This is a genomic window from Pseudomonas sp. MF6755, from assembly GCF_016405635.1.
Lineage (GTDB): Bacteria > Pseudomonadota > Gammaproteobacteria > Pseudomonadales > Pseudomonadaceae > Aquipseudomonas > Aquipseudomonas haemolytica.
On record NZ_JAEKDA010000003.1, the window covers coordinates 62,992 to 76,898 of the forward strand.

10 protein-coding genes are annotated in these 13,907 nt (G+C 58.2%); 7 read left to right on the forward strand and 3 right to left on the reverse strand.

The window, feature by feature from the left end; translation table 11 throughout:
* Positions 1-74 precede the first annotated feature (74 nt).
* Both JFT66_RS04510 and JFT66_RS04515 read left to right on the forward strand, forming a co-directional pair.
* On the forward strand, positions 75-569 hold the full coding sequence (locus tag JFT66_RS04510; RefSeq protein WP_034119616.1) for a hypothetical protein: 495 nt from the start codon (positions 75-77) through the stop codon (positions 567-569).
* 100 nt (positions 570-669) lie between these two features.
* A complete protein-coding gene (locus tag JFT66_RS04515) occupies positions 670-1,341 on the forward strand; it encodes a DUF3313 domain-containing protein (RefSeq protein WP_034119615.1) in 672 nt (223 codons plus the stop codon).
* Between the two features lie 54 nt (positions 1,342-1,395).
* Here JFT66_RS04515 and JFT66_RS04520 read toward each other — a convergent pair whose 3' ends face one another.
* From JFT66_RS04520 to JFT66_RS04530, 3 genes are all read right to left on the reverse strand, one after another.
* A complete protein-coding gene (locus JFT66_RS04520) occupies positions 1,396-2,796 on the reverse strand; it encodes a DUF1254 domain-containing protein (protein WP_198858846.1) in 1,401 nt (466 codons plus the stop codon).
* Positions 2,797-2,941: 145 nt separating this feature from the next.
* Entirely contained in the window at positions 2,942-3,304 is a 363-nt protein-coding gene (locus JFT66_RS04525) for a response regulator (RefSeq protein WP_034119613.1), read from the reverse strand.
* 203 nt (positions 3,305-3,507) lie between these two features.
* Positions 3,508-7,035 (reverse strand): hypothetical protein, encoded by a 3,528-nt coding sequence (locus JFT66_RS04530; RefSeq protein WP_198858847.1) that lies wholly within the window; start codon positions 7,033-7,035, stop codon positions 3,508-3,510.
* A gap of 283 nt (positions 7,036-7,318) precedes the next feature.
* On the opposite strand from JFT66_RS04530, the gene JFT66_RS04535 reads away from it, so the two are divergent.
* From JFT66_RS04535 to JFT66_RS04555, 5 genes are all read left to right on the forward strand, one after another.
* Positions 7,319-10,816 carry a response regulator gene (locus tag JFT66_RS04535; protein ID WP_198858848.1) on the forward strand — a complete coding sequence of 1,166 codons (3,498 nt, stop codon included), beginning with the start codon at positions 7,319-7,321 and terminating at the stop codon, positions 10,814-10,816.
* Positions 10,817-11,647 (forward strand): CheR family methyltransferase, encoded by an 831-nt coding sequence (locus tag JFT66_RS04540; protein WP_019817062.1) that lies wholly within the window; start codon positions 10,817-10,819, stop codon positions 11,645-11,647.
* Positions 11,644-12,243 carry a chemotaxis protein CheB gene (locus tag JFT66_RS04545; protein WP_198858849.1) on the forward strand — a complete coding sequence of 200 codons (600 nt, stop codon included), beginning with the start codon at positions 11,644-11,646 and terminating at the stop codon, positions 12,241-12,243. Before JFT66_RS04540 ends, JFT66_RS04545 begins: the two co-directional genes overlap by 4 nt.
* Positions 12,237-13,430, forward strand: coding sequence for a hybrid sensor histidine kinase/response regulator (locus tag JFT66_RS04550; protein WP_153871960.1), 1,194 nt, complete (start codon positions 12,237-12,239; stop codon positions 13,428-13,430). Before JFT66_RS04545 ends, JFT66_RS04550 begins: the two co-directional genes overlap by 7 nt.
* A gap of 78 nt (positions 13,431-13,508) precedes the next feature.
* A complete protein-coding gene (locus JFT66_RS04555) occupies positions 13,509-13,886 on the forward strand; it encodes a response regulator (RefSeq protein ID WP_003217591.1) in 378 nt (125 codons plus the stop codon).
* The last annotated feature ends 21 nt before the right edge of the window (positions 13,887-13,907 follow it).

The following is a 13,907-nucleotide window of genomic DNA, read 5'->3' on the forward strand; positions in this document are numbered from 1 at the left end:
GTTTAGTCATACACCAGGCGGCCGCATCTGCCATGATCACGCTTCGCAACCTGGCTCACCCAAGGAACTCCACAATGGACGATGTACAGCAACTGGGCGAGATGCTTCGTCATTACGCCGATAGCGAAGCGCACAAAAAACAGCAGTTTGACCTGCAATCGGCCCGTTGGGCGCAAAAACTCAGCGAATTGTTCCAGCAGATAGAGCAGTGGCTGGAACCCGTCAATACCGTGGGCCTGCTGACCGTCCAGCGTGAGGTCTACATCGCCAGCGGCCCGAGCGTGCCGGCAGAAAGTTCGCCTTTCAAGAGCGAAAAGCTGACCGTTCATATCACCGGTAAAAGCGTGGAGTTCGTGCCGGACGTCATGGGCGCCGGTGGTTCGATTTCAGTGTCGGTGATGGGGCTCACCGCTGCCCGCCATGGCAGTGTGTCGCTGGTGCTGCCGGCAGACAAGAATGACTGGCTGTGGAAGAAAACCAATGGCCTTAAAGACCCCGACACCTATAGTTTCGACGCCAACTTCCTGGCCTCCCAGTTGCAGAGCCTGATACCCCGCGACCGTCTCTGACGCCCCAAGGCACGCCGGCCCCGACCAATGAGGTGAAATCCCCAGAGTTGGCTATACCTAAAGCTCACGCTTACGATGAAGGTCGCCAGGGAGTTCAACAATGAAACTAAGGCTAATGATCAGCACGGTGTGCATCGCTTCGATCGGCATTGCCGGTTGCGCAAGCCAAGTCACGCCACCGGATGAATATTCAGGTTTCCTTTCCGACTATAGCCAGCTCAAGGAAGCCAAGTCGCCTTCAGGGGTCGAGGTCATGCGCTGGGTCGATCCGCAACTGGACCTGCGCCGTTACAACGCGGTGTACATCGAACCTACGCAGTTCTACCCCAAGCCCCAAGCCACCAGCAAAATCCCGGACAGTACCCTGCGTGGCATCAACGACTACTACAACCAGGCGCTCAAGCGTGAACTGACCAAGTCGATGCCCTTGGCCAACGCTCCCGGCCCCGGTGTGATTGTGGTGCGTGCCGCGATTACTGCCGTGAGCAGCAAGACCGAAAGCCTCAAGCCATACGAATACGTTCCCGTCGCATTGGTCGCGGCAGCCGTGAGTACCGGCGCCGGTATCCGCGACCAGGAAACCACCTTGGGCACCGAGGCGCAGTTCCTCGATGGTGCCAATAACAAAGTCATTGCCCAGGTGGTGCGCAGGGGCACCGGTAAGCCGTTGAAGAACGACACCCAGGTGATGAAGGCCGACGATGTGAAAAGCGTCATTGATGGCTGGGCTTCAGACTTGCATCAGTCTTTCGCGAAGCTGAAAAAACACTGAGTCGCCGCCGGCGCGGCGGGTTGTCAGCCGCCGCGCCTTCAAGCCAGGCACGGGTTATTTTAACGGCGTCAACGGCGGCAGATTCCATTGACCGTTACCCACCTCAGGCTTGGGCAGGTAGATCCGCAGTACCGCGTAAAACGGGCCGGGCGGGGCCGGCAGCCAGTTGCTCTGCGCAGCTTTAGGGGGCTCGTGGTGCTGCAACGCCAGGGTCAAGCCGCCATCGGCGTCGCGTTTCAGGCTCGTCAGCATCTGCGAGTTGATCAGGTAGCGCTTCTTGTGGTTGGGTACCAGCAGTTTGGTCTTGGCGTCATACAGGGTCAGCGACCAGAACGCTTCGGCCGGTGGCAACTGGTCCTTGGCGAAATGCACGGTGTAGCTATGACGTGCACCGTTAGCCGGCTTGCCTTCGCTGTCGATGAGGTAGGTCAGGTACGCGGCTTCATCGCTGGAGTTTCCGAAAATGCCCATTTCGGCGCCGGCGTAGCGGTACAGGTAGTTGTTTTTCAGGCGGTCGCGACTGCCATACAAGTCATTGCGGGGCACCTGGTGGGTGTCGACCTTGTCCTTCTTGAACGCGGCGAATTCAGCCCGGCCATCGGCGATACCTTCTTCCAGGGCCTTGCGCTGCTCGGCGGTCAACTGGTTGACCTTGAACGGCGCGCCCGGGGCGATACCGATCTTGGCAAAGCGCGCCAGCTGTTCCTTCTCACTGTCCTGGGGGGCGGCGAAGGCCAGCATGAAGTTCAGGTAGCGAAACAGTTGTGGGCCTTCGGTCATCGTCGCCATCGGCTTGGGCCATTCGATCTTCGGCAACTTGGCCGGCGCAGGCTGCTTCACGTAACTGCTCAGGGGCTGCACTTTGTAGCCGGCCTGGATCTGCTTGACCTTGCCCAGGTCCTTGTCATCGAACAGCTGTGTGCGGTACAGCGCGTAGGCGATATTGCTTTCGCTGTAGACCACGCGGTCGATGTCCACCGGTTGCTGACCTTTCCAGTCAGGCCCGGCGACCATGTAGTGGCCACCGTTGTTGCCGGTGCTCCGGGTGCCCAGGTAGGCGAAGTTCTGGGTATAGAGGTCAATCAACTGCACCGAGTAGTAGCGGTTGTCGTCGACCTTGGGCAGGGTCAATACCAGAGGCTCTTTGCGCAGGTCCATCCACACGAACGAATAGGGGGTGTCGGCGCTCGGGCTCGCGACCGCCGTGTCCTTGGGGGTGAACACCTGGGCGGTGTTGCCTATATGGTTGAACGGCGCCTTGAAGTTGGCACCGCCTTTATCAACGGCCTGGGTGTAGAGCGTCTTGTACATCTGCACCACAGGGAAGCCATACAGGTAGGCTTCCTTGGCGATGGCCCGGGCTTCACTGGGGCTGGCGGTGAAGTCGGCCCAGGCGCCGGTACTCATGAATATCGAGAGGCTCGCCAACAGCAGGCGCGTCGGTTTTCCAATCATGTTGTTGCGTCCTTCCTGATGTCTATCTAAGAGCGTGGCGTGAAGGCGCTGAGTTTCCAGTTTTATTTGCCGAACGTCACGTTAATCCCTGCAACAACGTGAACTGAGGCAAGCCGTAGCCCTCAAGCGCACCGCGTTGACAGGATCAGGCTGGCAGCATGGCTTTGACTTTGTCACGCAGTTGGTCGATGGAGAATGGCTTGGCGATTACCTGCATGCCGGCCGGCACATCGATATTTTCAGCATAGCCACTGGCAAACAGGATGGGCAGGGTGGGGCGCAGTTCGCGCACTTTGGTCGCCAACGCCTTGCCGTCCATGTCTGGGAGGCCGACGTCGGTCATCATCAAGTCAATTACCTGACCAGTGTCTTGCACCACCACGAGTGCTTCTTCGGCGTCAGCCGCCTCAAGCACCTTGAACTCCAACTCTTCGAGCACATCGACGATCAACATGCGCACGATGGCGTCGTCTTCGACTACAAGGATGGTGGAGGGCGAGTGCGACATAGGGAACGTTCCTGAAAAATGGTGAGGGTAGGGTGATCGAAAGACACTTTACCAGTGAGTCGCGCGCGCCCAGGCAAGTTCCCTCGGAGTGCTATTGTGCGTACTGCTGCGCGTAAAGTCTCTTGCTGAAGCAAAGCTGCATTGCCTTTCGCTGAAAAAGGCGCGCCAATGGTTCGCAGGCCCATTGGCGCGCCGGGCGTGCGTTACAACGTTGCGTCTAACAGCCCTTTATAAACGCTATTCACCGTGCTCATATCACCAGCGCCGAACTCGCTGACTTCGTAATGACGGACGCGATTGACGCTATACGAGTTTAAGGTCTGGGCAATTCCGCCACTGTTCAGTGCTTTTTCCATGCCCTCTTGCATCGATTTCAGGGTTGTGAACTTGACCATCCCGGAATTAGGTTCGTAGAAGAACCATTCTGTCTTGCCCGCTTCAACTTTTATTCCAGCAATCATTCCGTGGTCTTTTGTCGCAATCCTCAGGGTTTTCGACGTTGTCGAATTGGTCAGGTCGTCAATGATATTTTGATAACTTTCCTGCTTGAAAGGCTTGCCCATGTGGAAACTGGATCGTTGACCAACGACCCGCTGAAAGTTTTCCAACTCATCAATAAATTCGGCTGCGATTGAATCTGTCGGGTTTCTCGCGGCCCTGTAGAGGTTTTGCATCAATAAGTCTTCTTTGCCGGTCATGATGGCCAGGGCCATGAGATTGGACAAGGCTGCGCACTCGCCCCTTGACGTCAAGTCCACGTGAGCCAGGTAATCGACCTGGGATACGGGGGTGACGCGCACACCTGGGGCATGTACATCATTGTAAAGAACCTTGGAAATGTACTGGGCCTCGAAAATTTTTCGATCCTTGATCTCCCTCGTCAAAGTGCCCATTTGTTCAGGCGTCAGGTGCCTTTGCAGCGCAATTTGTTTTAAATTCTCGGCATCAAGATGGGGGCTATACCCCGGAATGCTATGCACAGCCCCCTGAGTGAGGCCCCGCTGGTAATCAGCCACACTCGCTTGGGCGCGATCAAGGATTGCGCGAAAAGCTGCGTCATGAGTACCTTGTCCCGGCCGTACTAATAACGGCGCACCAATGGGAGTGAAATGCTTGATCGGCGAACCATATACTTTGTTGTTGGCCGGATTGTAGTGGTACCACTGATCGTTCTTGAGTACAGCGACCGTGTCGAAGCTGCTATTTCCGGATTTATAGGTGCCGAGTAACGCGGTTCCATGTTCTTTGCTGACCGCCTTGAGCACATCATAGCTACCCGTAGCGCCCCGTACGGTATTAATGGCTTTGGCGCCGTTGTTGGCAAGAAATTGAATACCTTTGCCCGCCTGCCGCGCACCGCCCACCGCCAGGTCACCCAGCCCTCCCAACGGATTGAGCGTACTGAATGTCGCCATGCCGATGGCTCTGGCCGCCTTCAACCCCTTGGCCACACGGGATGCTGCGGTACCGGCAATTTTGGCGATCTTTCCGGCCGTTGCTGCCCCCGCGGTCACGAAGCCAAACAGGTCCAGGCCGAGATCGAAGATGCCTTCGCCGATATTGCCCGCACGAAAATTCTGGATCGCAGAGCGAAAAGGCACCAGATCGAACAGGAACTCTTGAACGACCTCGGCCCTGTCTTGATTGTTGTCGGCAGTGGTCTGGCCGCGTGCTTGCTGCTTGATGGCATTGTTATCAAGATTGATGTGTTCGACGAACGCTTTCGCGATGAGCCCAACGCGGGGTGATGCGAAGGCATCCGTTGGCGACCCATCAGGTGGTGTCTGCGCCTGTTCTTTCAGGGCCTCGGCCCCGGCAGGCTTGAACTCCTTTATTTCGTATACACGGTTGGCGACCCGGTACGAACGAAGTTTTGCCGTTCCCGTCGGGACTTCGTCGATACGCCCTTCGTTGAAGTTGATTCTGTACTCTGTCTCTACGCCGTCACGTTCAATCTTGACCAGCAATTCTTCGCCTATGGGATTAGCTGTCGTGCCGTAGAGCTCCAAACCAAGTGTCTTGGAGTGTTCTTGATAAAAAGTAATTTTGCCAAATTCAAAGTTCTTCAGATGCTCCCCGGTCAGTTGGGAGATCATGTGCTTTATATAGGTTTCGGTCCCCTGTTTCTTTTCCTCGATTACGCTTTTGAATTCTGATTCGAACGCCTCGGGCACGCCAAAGCGCGGATTGGCGATCAACTGCTCCACGGGGATACGCTTATCTTTCGAGGTAAACACCAGGTCTGGCCCGGGCAGGTCCATCATGGCGATGTCCAGCAGCGAATGCGGGCCTACCTCCACGGTTCGATACCCGGTTATATGCCCGTGAACGTTGCGTTCTGCACGACTGACGTGAATCAGCTTCTCTTCAAACAGCGCTTCCAGTCCGGGAAAGCGTTCTTTGCAGACGGCTCGCGCCATCTCTTTGCGCGATGGGATGTCCTTTTCAAGTGCCTCTGCGGCGACCGCCATTTCTGCTTTGCGCGCATTAAAGGTGGTCACCAAGGTGTTCAGGTCGTCGGCGGTATACAAGTGATCGTCTTTTTTGCCCAGCACGCCATGAACCACCCCCCAATCGATCAACGCCTCACGCTGCGCGGTTTCGGTCACTAGGGGGTCGGCCAGGCTTGCGCTCTCGGCCTCCAGCATGACCTGGGCAAACGTCATATTGGGTAATTTCCCGGGTGTGCGGGCCTCTATGGTCGCCGCGGCCACCGCCAGATTGACCCAGGCAGGGCTGCCATAGGTCACACTGGCGGGAATGTCCTTGATCAGAAACGCTGGCGCGCGGCTTGCCAATAACAGGTAGGCGCCCACTTTGGCCATTTCCGGGCTGGTTTTGCCCTTGTCGCTCAACCATTGGGCCAGGCCATCCACGACCGCGGACAGGGGTTTACCCCAGTGCTTGTCGCTGGCCAGATCGAAACCGGCGATCTGGTTGCGATGAGGGGCGGTGATCGATTCCGGGTCCAACTGCAATGCAATCCCAGCCAGCAGGTAGTCCGTTACGCTGCTGTCATTGGCGATGCCCTGCATTCTCTGTTGCAGGTCTTGACCCATCAGTTGTGCCTGCGGGGTACTGATCAGCGCTTCCAAGGTTTTGGCAGGGGCATCCTGAGGTTGCGCCCCAAGGGGTTGCTGATAACGCAGGAACTCCAGCACACCGCCTTTGGTTTGCATCACCAGCGGCTTATCTCCCAAGGCGTGCTCGTGATTCAGGGTAATAGCACGCAAGCGCTGTTGTTCGTCCGCATTCAAGGGCACGGGCCAGGAAAGTGCGCCCCCCAAGTCACCCAACGGGTGCTCCATACTCTTGTTGATCACCGCGCGGGCGAGGCCAGAGAGGTGGAAATGGCTACTGGGCAACGGCAGTTCCAGGAAGGTTTCGATGAAGGTTTCCAGCGTCACACTGGCACCCGCTTGCTCTGCGTATGAAGACGCCGAATGAATATCCATCGGTGTACTGGCCAGCGCCGCCAGTACCGCCTGGGGCGAGGCGTCGTTGCCAAGCTTTGTTGCAAGCTGGTTGAGCGTTTGCCCGAGTGATTTCAAGTTTTCTTTGTCAGCTAATTGTGCAGCCAGGTCGGCTTTTCGCGGCGGCGTTGGTGTTGTGGGTGGCGGGCTATCGGCTGGGCTTTCTTCAGCCCGCAGTAACGGTTGCGGTGCTGCCGGTTCAGGGAATAGCGCGACAGCGAAGGCGTGAGGAGAGGCGCTTTGCGTGATATTCAACATAAGAGGTTTTACCTTTGAGGATAGGAAATGCGTCCTCCTGATGGAGCCTCCCTGTCCCGAGACGCCCTTTTGGGTGGGAGCCCAGAGCCCTCAAGTTCCGAAAGATCCTACTGCGCAGTGTGTGAAAAAAAGTCAATGAGCGGATGTAAAAAGCCTGATGCCACTGCGACCTTTTTTGTTCGAGCGAGGTGTTTCTTCGTCGTGGTTGACCGCATAAAAATAGCGTTCGAGCGCCACTTTGGGGCAAACTCCCGGTTTTTCCGTACTTGGCCAAGGCATGCCCATGACTCCCGCGTCGTCCGTCGATGAAAAGAGCTTTCGTACCCTGCTGAGCCGCAACGTGGCCCTGCCTTTGGGCGTGGGCGTGCTCAGCGCGGTGTTTTTCGTTTGCCTGATTACCTATTTACTGTCGGTGATCCAGTGGGTGGAGCACACCGATCGGGTCATCAATAACCTGAATGAATCGTCCAAGCTGACGGTGGACCTGGAAACCGGCATGCGCGGGTTTCTGATCACCGGCGACGAGCATTTCCTCGACCCCTATGAAGTGGCCAAGCCGCGGATCATTGCCGACCTGCGCAATTTGCAGGACCTGGTGGCGGACAACCCCCAGCAGGTCGACCGCCTCAAACGCCTGGAAGCCCTGCAGGTCGAGTGGAACAATTACGCCCAGTCGATGATTGAGATGCAGCGCGAAAGCGGCGACTACCGCAGCGCCGTCAAGGCTGGGCGTGGCAAGCGCCTGACCGACGAGATCCGCAAGGAATACGATGACGCGGTGGCGATGGAACAGCAGTTCCGCATCACCCGTAACGAGGAGGTCACCCGCACGACGGTGATCAGCGTCACCCTGTACTTGGCGTTCGTACTGGGGCTGAGTGGTTTTCTTGCGTACGTAGGCAGGAAGAATTTACTTTCACTATCAAATAGTTACAGCGCAAACCTCGCGTCGCAACAGAAGATAGCGCGACGCCTGGAACAGCAAGCCTGGCTGCGTAATGGCCAGACCGAATTGGCCGAACAAGTTCTCGGCCAACTGACCCTGAACTTGCTGGGGCGCAATATTCTGCAGTTCTTCGCCCAGTACATGGGCTCGGCTGTCGCGGCACTGTACGTACGCGAAGAACACGGCGGCCTCAAGCGCGTGGCCACCTATGGCTTCTCCCGTGAGCAGGAGCAACGGGAACAGTCGATCTACAGTGACGAAGGTATCGTTGGGCAGGCCGCCCAACTGGATCGCCTGATTCGGCTGGACGACGTGCCAGTGGATTACTTCAAGGTCAGCTCCGGCCTGGGCGAAGGGGCTACCCGCAGCGTGCTGGTGATGCCGACCAGCGACGACGACCGTGTCAACGGCGTGATCGAACTGGGTTTCCTGCGCCCGTTGGAAGAGCGCGACGTGGAGTTGGTGGAACTGGTCGCCGGCAATGTCGGCACTTCCATCGAAGCTGCCCGTTATCGCCAGCGTTTGCAGGAAGTGCTGGCCGAGACCCAGCAGCTCAACGAAGAGCTGCAAGTGCAGCAGGAAGAACTCAAGACCGCCAACGAAGAGCTGGAAGAGCAGTCGCGCATTCTGAAGGAATCCCAGGCCCACCTGGAAACCCAGCAGGCCGAACTCGAGCAAACCAACGAACAATTGGCCGCACAGACCCAGACCCTGGCCGAGCAGCGCGACGCCATGGACCGCAAGAACGTCGAGCTGAACCAGGCCCAACTCCAGTTGGAAGATCGCGCCGATGAGTTGCAACGGTCCAGCAAATACAAGTCCGAATTCCTCGCCAACATGTCCCATGAGCTGCGCACGCCGCTGAACAGCTCGTTGATCCTGGCCAAGTTGCTGGCAGAAAACCCCCAGGAAAACCTCAGCGCCGAGCAGGTCAAGTTTGCCGAGTCGATCTATTCGGCCGGCAATGACTTGCTCAACCTGATCAACGACATCCTGGACATTTCCAAGGTCGAAGCCGGCAAGTTGGAAGTGCGCCCCGAGAATTCCAGCGTGGTGCGCCTGGTGGAGGGACTGCGCGGCATGTTCGAACCGCTGGCGGCGGATCGCAAGCTGGGCTTTCAGGTGGACGTGCAGGAGGGCGCACCGACCTTGCTGTTTACCGACCGCCAGCGCCTGGAGCAGATTCTCAAGAACCTGTTGTCCAACGCGATCAAGTTCACCGAGCAGGGCGAGGTCAGCCTGACGGTGTCCCGTGCGCCAGGGGAGGGCATTGCCTTCACCGTGCGCGACTCCGGCATCGGTATCGCTGCGGACCAGCAGGAAAGCATCTTCGAAGCCTTCCGCCAGGCCGATGGCACCACCAATCGCCGTTACGGCGGCACTGGCCTGGGGCTGTCGATTTCTCGCGACCTGGCTGCCTTGCTGGGCGGTTACATCAGCGTGACCAGCGAGCCCGGCAAGGGCAGCATTTTCACCCTGGTGTTGCCGGAGCAGTATGTGGAGCGTGAGGAAGACGCCACACCTGTCGAGCAGCCGCGCCAAGCCATCGTTGTACCGGCCCCCGCGCCCGTAAGAATTTCCCCGCTACCAGTCGCCGACACCCAGCAGATTCCACGTTTTGCCGATGACCGCGAAAAAGCCCCGTTCACCACCCGTTGCATCCTGGTGGTGGAAGACGAGCCGAATTTTGCGCGCATCCTGTTCGACCTGGCCCATGAGCTGGGCTACCACTGCCTGGTCGCCCACGGTGCCGACGAAGGCTACAGCCTTGCCGAGGAATACATCCCCGACGCGATCCTGCTGGACATGCGCCTGCCGGACCATTCCGGGCTGACCGTGCTGCAGCGTCTCAAGGAACACGCCAACACCCGCCATATCCCCGTGCACGTGATTTCCGTGGAAGACCGCGTCGAAGCCGCCATGCACATGGGGGCTATCGGCTATGCGGTCAAGCCGACCACTCGCGAAGAGCTCAAGGACGTGTTCGCCCGCCTGGAAGCCAAGCTGACCCAGAAGGTCAAGCGCGTGTTGCTGGTGGAAGACGATGACCTGCAACGCGACAGCATTGCCCGCCTGATCGGCGACGATGACATCGAGATCACCGCCGTAGGTTTCGCCCAGGAGGCCCTGGACCTGCTGCGTACTCACATCTATGACTGCATGATCATCGACCTCAAGCTGCCGGACATGCTCGGCAACGAGCTGCTCAAGCGCATGGCTACCGAAGATATCTGCTCGTTCCCGCCGGTAATCGTCTACACCGGGCGCAACCTGACCCGCGATGAAGAGGCCGAACTGCGCAAGTATTCGCGCTCGATCATCATCAAGGGCGCCCGCTCACCCGAGCGCCTGCTGGACGAGGTCACACTGTTTCTGCACAAAGTCGAATCCCAGCTGTCCCATGACCGCCAGAAGATGCTCAAGACTGCCCGCAGCCGCGACAAAGTCTTTGAGGGACGCAAGATCCTGCTGGTGGACGACGATGTACGTAATATTTTCGCCCTGACCAGCGCCCTGGAGCACAAAGGCGCCGTGGTGGTGATCGGGCGTAACGGCCGCGAAGCCATCGACAAACTCAATGAAGTCGACGATATCGACCTGGTGCTGATGGACGTGATGATGCCGGAGATGGACGGTTACGAAGCCACCGCGTTGATCCGCCAGGACCCACGCTGGAAGAAACTGCCCATCATTGCAGTGACGGCCAAGGCCATGAAGGACGATCAGGAGCGTTGCCTGGCGGCAGGTTCCAACGATTACCTGGCCAAGCCGATTGATCTGGATCGTCTGTTCTCACTGATTCGTGTATGGCTACCCAAGATGGAACGCATTTAAGTGGAGCAGTGTTTTTTGGACAAAAGCAGCGACATTGAGCTGCGCCTGTTGATCGAGGCGATTTACCTCAAGTACAGCTATGACTTTCGCGACTACTCTGGCGCGTCGGTCAAACGGCGAGTGGCTCACGCCTTGCGCCAGTTCGACTGCGCGACCATTTCTGCACTGCAGGAGCGTGTACTGCACGATCCGGCAGCGTTCATGCAGTTGCTGCAATTCTTGACGATCCCGGTGAGCGAGATGTTCCGCGATCCGTCGCACTTCCTGGCAATCCGCCAGGAAGTCGTGCCGCTGCTCAAGACCTACCCGTCGATCAAGATCTGGATCGCCGGCTGCAGCACGGGCGAGGAGGTGTACTCCATGGCCATCCTGCTGCGCGAAGAAGGGCTGCTGGAGCGCACTATCATCTATGCCACGGACATCAACCCGGCGTCGCTGGATAAAGCCAAGCAGGGCATTTTTTCCCTGGAGAATGTGCGCGCCTACACCGCCAATTATCAGCAGGCCGGCGGGCAACGTTCATTTGCCGATTACTACACTGCGGCTTACGATTACGCGATCTTCGACAAGACCCTGCGCGAGAACGTGACCTTTGCCGATCACAGCCTGGCGACCGATAGTGTATTTTCAGAAACTCAATTAATTTCATGTCGTAACGTGTTGATTTATTTCAATAAAAAATTGCAAGATCGTGCGTTCGGATTGTTCCATGAGTCGCTTTGCCATCGCGGCTTCCTGGTACTGGGCAGCAAGGAAACCCTGGATTTCTCCGCCTATAGCAAGCAATTCGAACCCTTGGTCAAACAGGAACGGATCTACCGAAAATCATGAGTGATGCGCCACACCCCCCGGTTCGCGGGATTGAAGCCATCGTCGTCGGCGCCTCCGCCGGCGGTGTGGAGGCGTTGCTGAGTATTTTCGGCCTGTTGCCGGACACCTTCAGCCTGCCGATCATTGCCGTGCTGCACCTGCCGGATGAGCGTCGCAGCCAGCTGGCGGAAGTCTTTGCGCGACGCCTGAACATTCCGGTCAAGGAAGCCCGGGACAAAGAGGCGGTGGAGGCGGGCACCTTGTACTTTGCCGGGCCCGGTTATCACCTGTCGGTGGAGCACGACCGCAGCCTGTCCCTGAGCCAGGAAGATCGGGTGCATCACTCCCGGCCGGCCATCGACTACCTGTTCGCCTCGGCCGCCGACGTCTATGGGCAACGCCTGCTGGCGATTCTGTTGACCGGCGCCAACCAGGACGGCGCGCGCGGGCTGGCCCACGTCAAGCAATCAGGCGGCACCACCGTTGTGCAGGACCCCCAGGAGGCGCGGATTGCCGTAATGCCCCTGGCTGCCCTGGCGCTATACACACCTGACCATATTCTTTCCTTGAGCCGTATTGGCTCATTGCTGGCTTCCCTGGAACCTTTCCCATGTTAAGTACTGTCCAGGCCAAACTGCTGATCGTCGACGATCTGCCGGAAAACCTGCTGGCCCTCGAAGCGCTGATCAAGCGCGAGGATCGCCAGGTGTTCAAGGCATTGAGTGCCGACGAGGCGTTGTCCCTGTTGCTGGAACACGAATTCGCCATGGCCATCCTCGACGTGCAGATGCCCGGCATGAACGGTTTCGAGCTGGCCGAGTTGATGCGCGGCACTGAAAAGACCAAGAACATCCCGATTGTGTTCGTCAGCGCCGCCGGCCGCGAACTCAACTACGCCTTCAAGGGCTATGAAAGCGGCGCCGTGGACTTCCTGCACAAGCCGCTGGATATCCACGCGGTCAAGAGCAAGGTCAATGTGTTCGTTGACCTGTATCGCCAAAGCAAGGCGATGAAGCTGCAAGTGGAAGAGTTGGAGCGCAGCCGCCGCGAGCAGGAACTGTTGTTGACGCGCCTGCAGGCCACCCAGGCCGAATTGGAGCAGGCGGTGCGCATGCGTGACGACTTCATGTCGATTGTCGCCCATGAGGTGCGTACACCGCTTAACGGGCTGATCCTGGAGACCCAGCTGCGCAAGATGCACCTGGCCCGGGACAATGCCGCAGCGTTCACCCTGGACAAGATGCACGCCATGGTCGACCGCGATGAGCGCCAGATCCAGAGCCTGATCCGCCTGATCGAAGACATGCTCGACGTGTCGCGTATCCGCACCGGCAAGCTGTCGATTCGACCGGCACGCTTTGACCTGGCGCAACTGGTGCGCAACCTGGTGCAGAACTTCGCGCCGCAGGTGGCGGCCGCCGAGTCTTCCATGCAATTGCAGGCCGAAGACGTGGTGGAGGGCAATTGGGATGAATTCCGCATCGAGCAGGTGATTACCAACCTGCTGACTAATGCCCTGCGCTACGGAGCCAAGAGCCCGGTGGAGGTACGGGTGTACACCGAGCACGGCGAAGCACGGGTAGAGGTGCGCGACCATGGCATCGGTATCAGCGAGGAAAACCAGAAGCGCATTTTCCAGCAGTTCGAGCGGGTTTCCGCCAGCCACGTGGCAGCGGGTCTGGGCCTGGGTTTATTTATTTCCGAGCAGATCGTTGCAGCCCACGGCGGCACCATCGAGGTCGAGAGCCAGATAGGCGAGGGCGCCTTGTTTCGCGTGTGCCTGCCCCTTGAGGCGGCCGAGTGAAATCAATCGTCACCTCGACGCAACCTCTGCGTGACCCCATGGTCGTAACTGCAGCAACTGACCGGACAAAGGCTTCCCATGAGTGAAGATGCACAAGATGTCGTACTGATCGTCGAGGACGACGAATCCATTATGTTTGTGCTGGGTGAGTACCTGGCAGGCTTGGGCTACCGGGTCCTGAAGGCGATCGACGGGGAGCAGGCCTTCGAAATCCTCGCGACCAAGCCGCACCTGGACCTGATGGTCACCGACTATCGCCTGCCGGGTGGTATCTCTGGGGTGCAGATCGCAGAACCCGCGATCAAATTGCGCCCGGAATTGAAAGTGATCTTTATCAGCGGCTACCCGCAGGAAATTCTCGACTGCAACAGCCCGATCACGCGTAACGCGCCGATCCTGGCCAAGCCGTTTGACCTGGATACGCTGCAGGAACATATCCAGCGATTGTTGGCGTGATGCCGTTGAGACTCAGACGGT

Excerpts from the sequence above, each read along its gene's own strand:
- JFT66_RS04545 (WP_198858849.1), top strand. The coding sequence starts at position 11,644 with ATGAGTGATGCGCCACACCCCCCGGTTCGCGGGATTGAAGCCATCGTC.
- JFT66_RS04510 (WP_034119616.1), top strand. The coding sequence starts at position 75 with ATGGACGATGTACAGCAACTGGGCGAGATGCTTCGTCATTACGCCGAT.
- JFT66_RS04530 (WP_198858847.1), bottom strand. The coding sequence starts at position 7,035 with ATGTTGAATATCACGCAAAGCGCCTCTCCTCACGCCTTCGCTGTCGCG.
- JFT66_RS04555 (WP_003217591.1), top strand. The coding sequence starts at position 13,509 with ATGAGTGAAGATGCACAAGATGTCGTACTGATCGTCGAGGACGACGAA.
- JFT66_RS04550 (WP_153871960.1), top strand. The coding sequence starts at position 12,237 with ATGTTAAGTACTGTCCAGGCCAAACTGCTGATCGTCGACGATCTGCCG.
- JFT66_RS04515 (WP_034119615.1), top strand. The coding sequence starts at position 670 with ATGAAACTAAGGCTAATGATCAGCACGGTGTGCATCGCTTCGATCGGC.
- JFT66_RS04520 (WP_198858846.1), bottom strand. The coding sequence starts at position 2,796 with ATGATTGGAAAACCGACGCGCCTGCTGTTGGCGAGCCTCTCGATATTC.
- JFT66_RS04535 (WP_198858848.1), top strand. The coding sequence starts at position 7,319 with ATGACTCCCGCGTCGTCCGTCGATGAAAAGAGCTTTCGTACCCTGCTG.
- JFT66_RS04525 (WP_034119613.1), bottom strand. The coding sequence starts at position 3,304 with ATGTCGCACTCGCCCTCCACCATCCTTGTAGTCGAAGACGACGCCATC.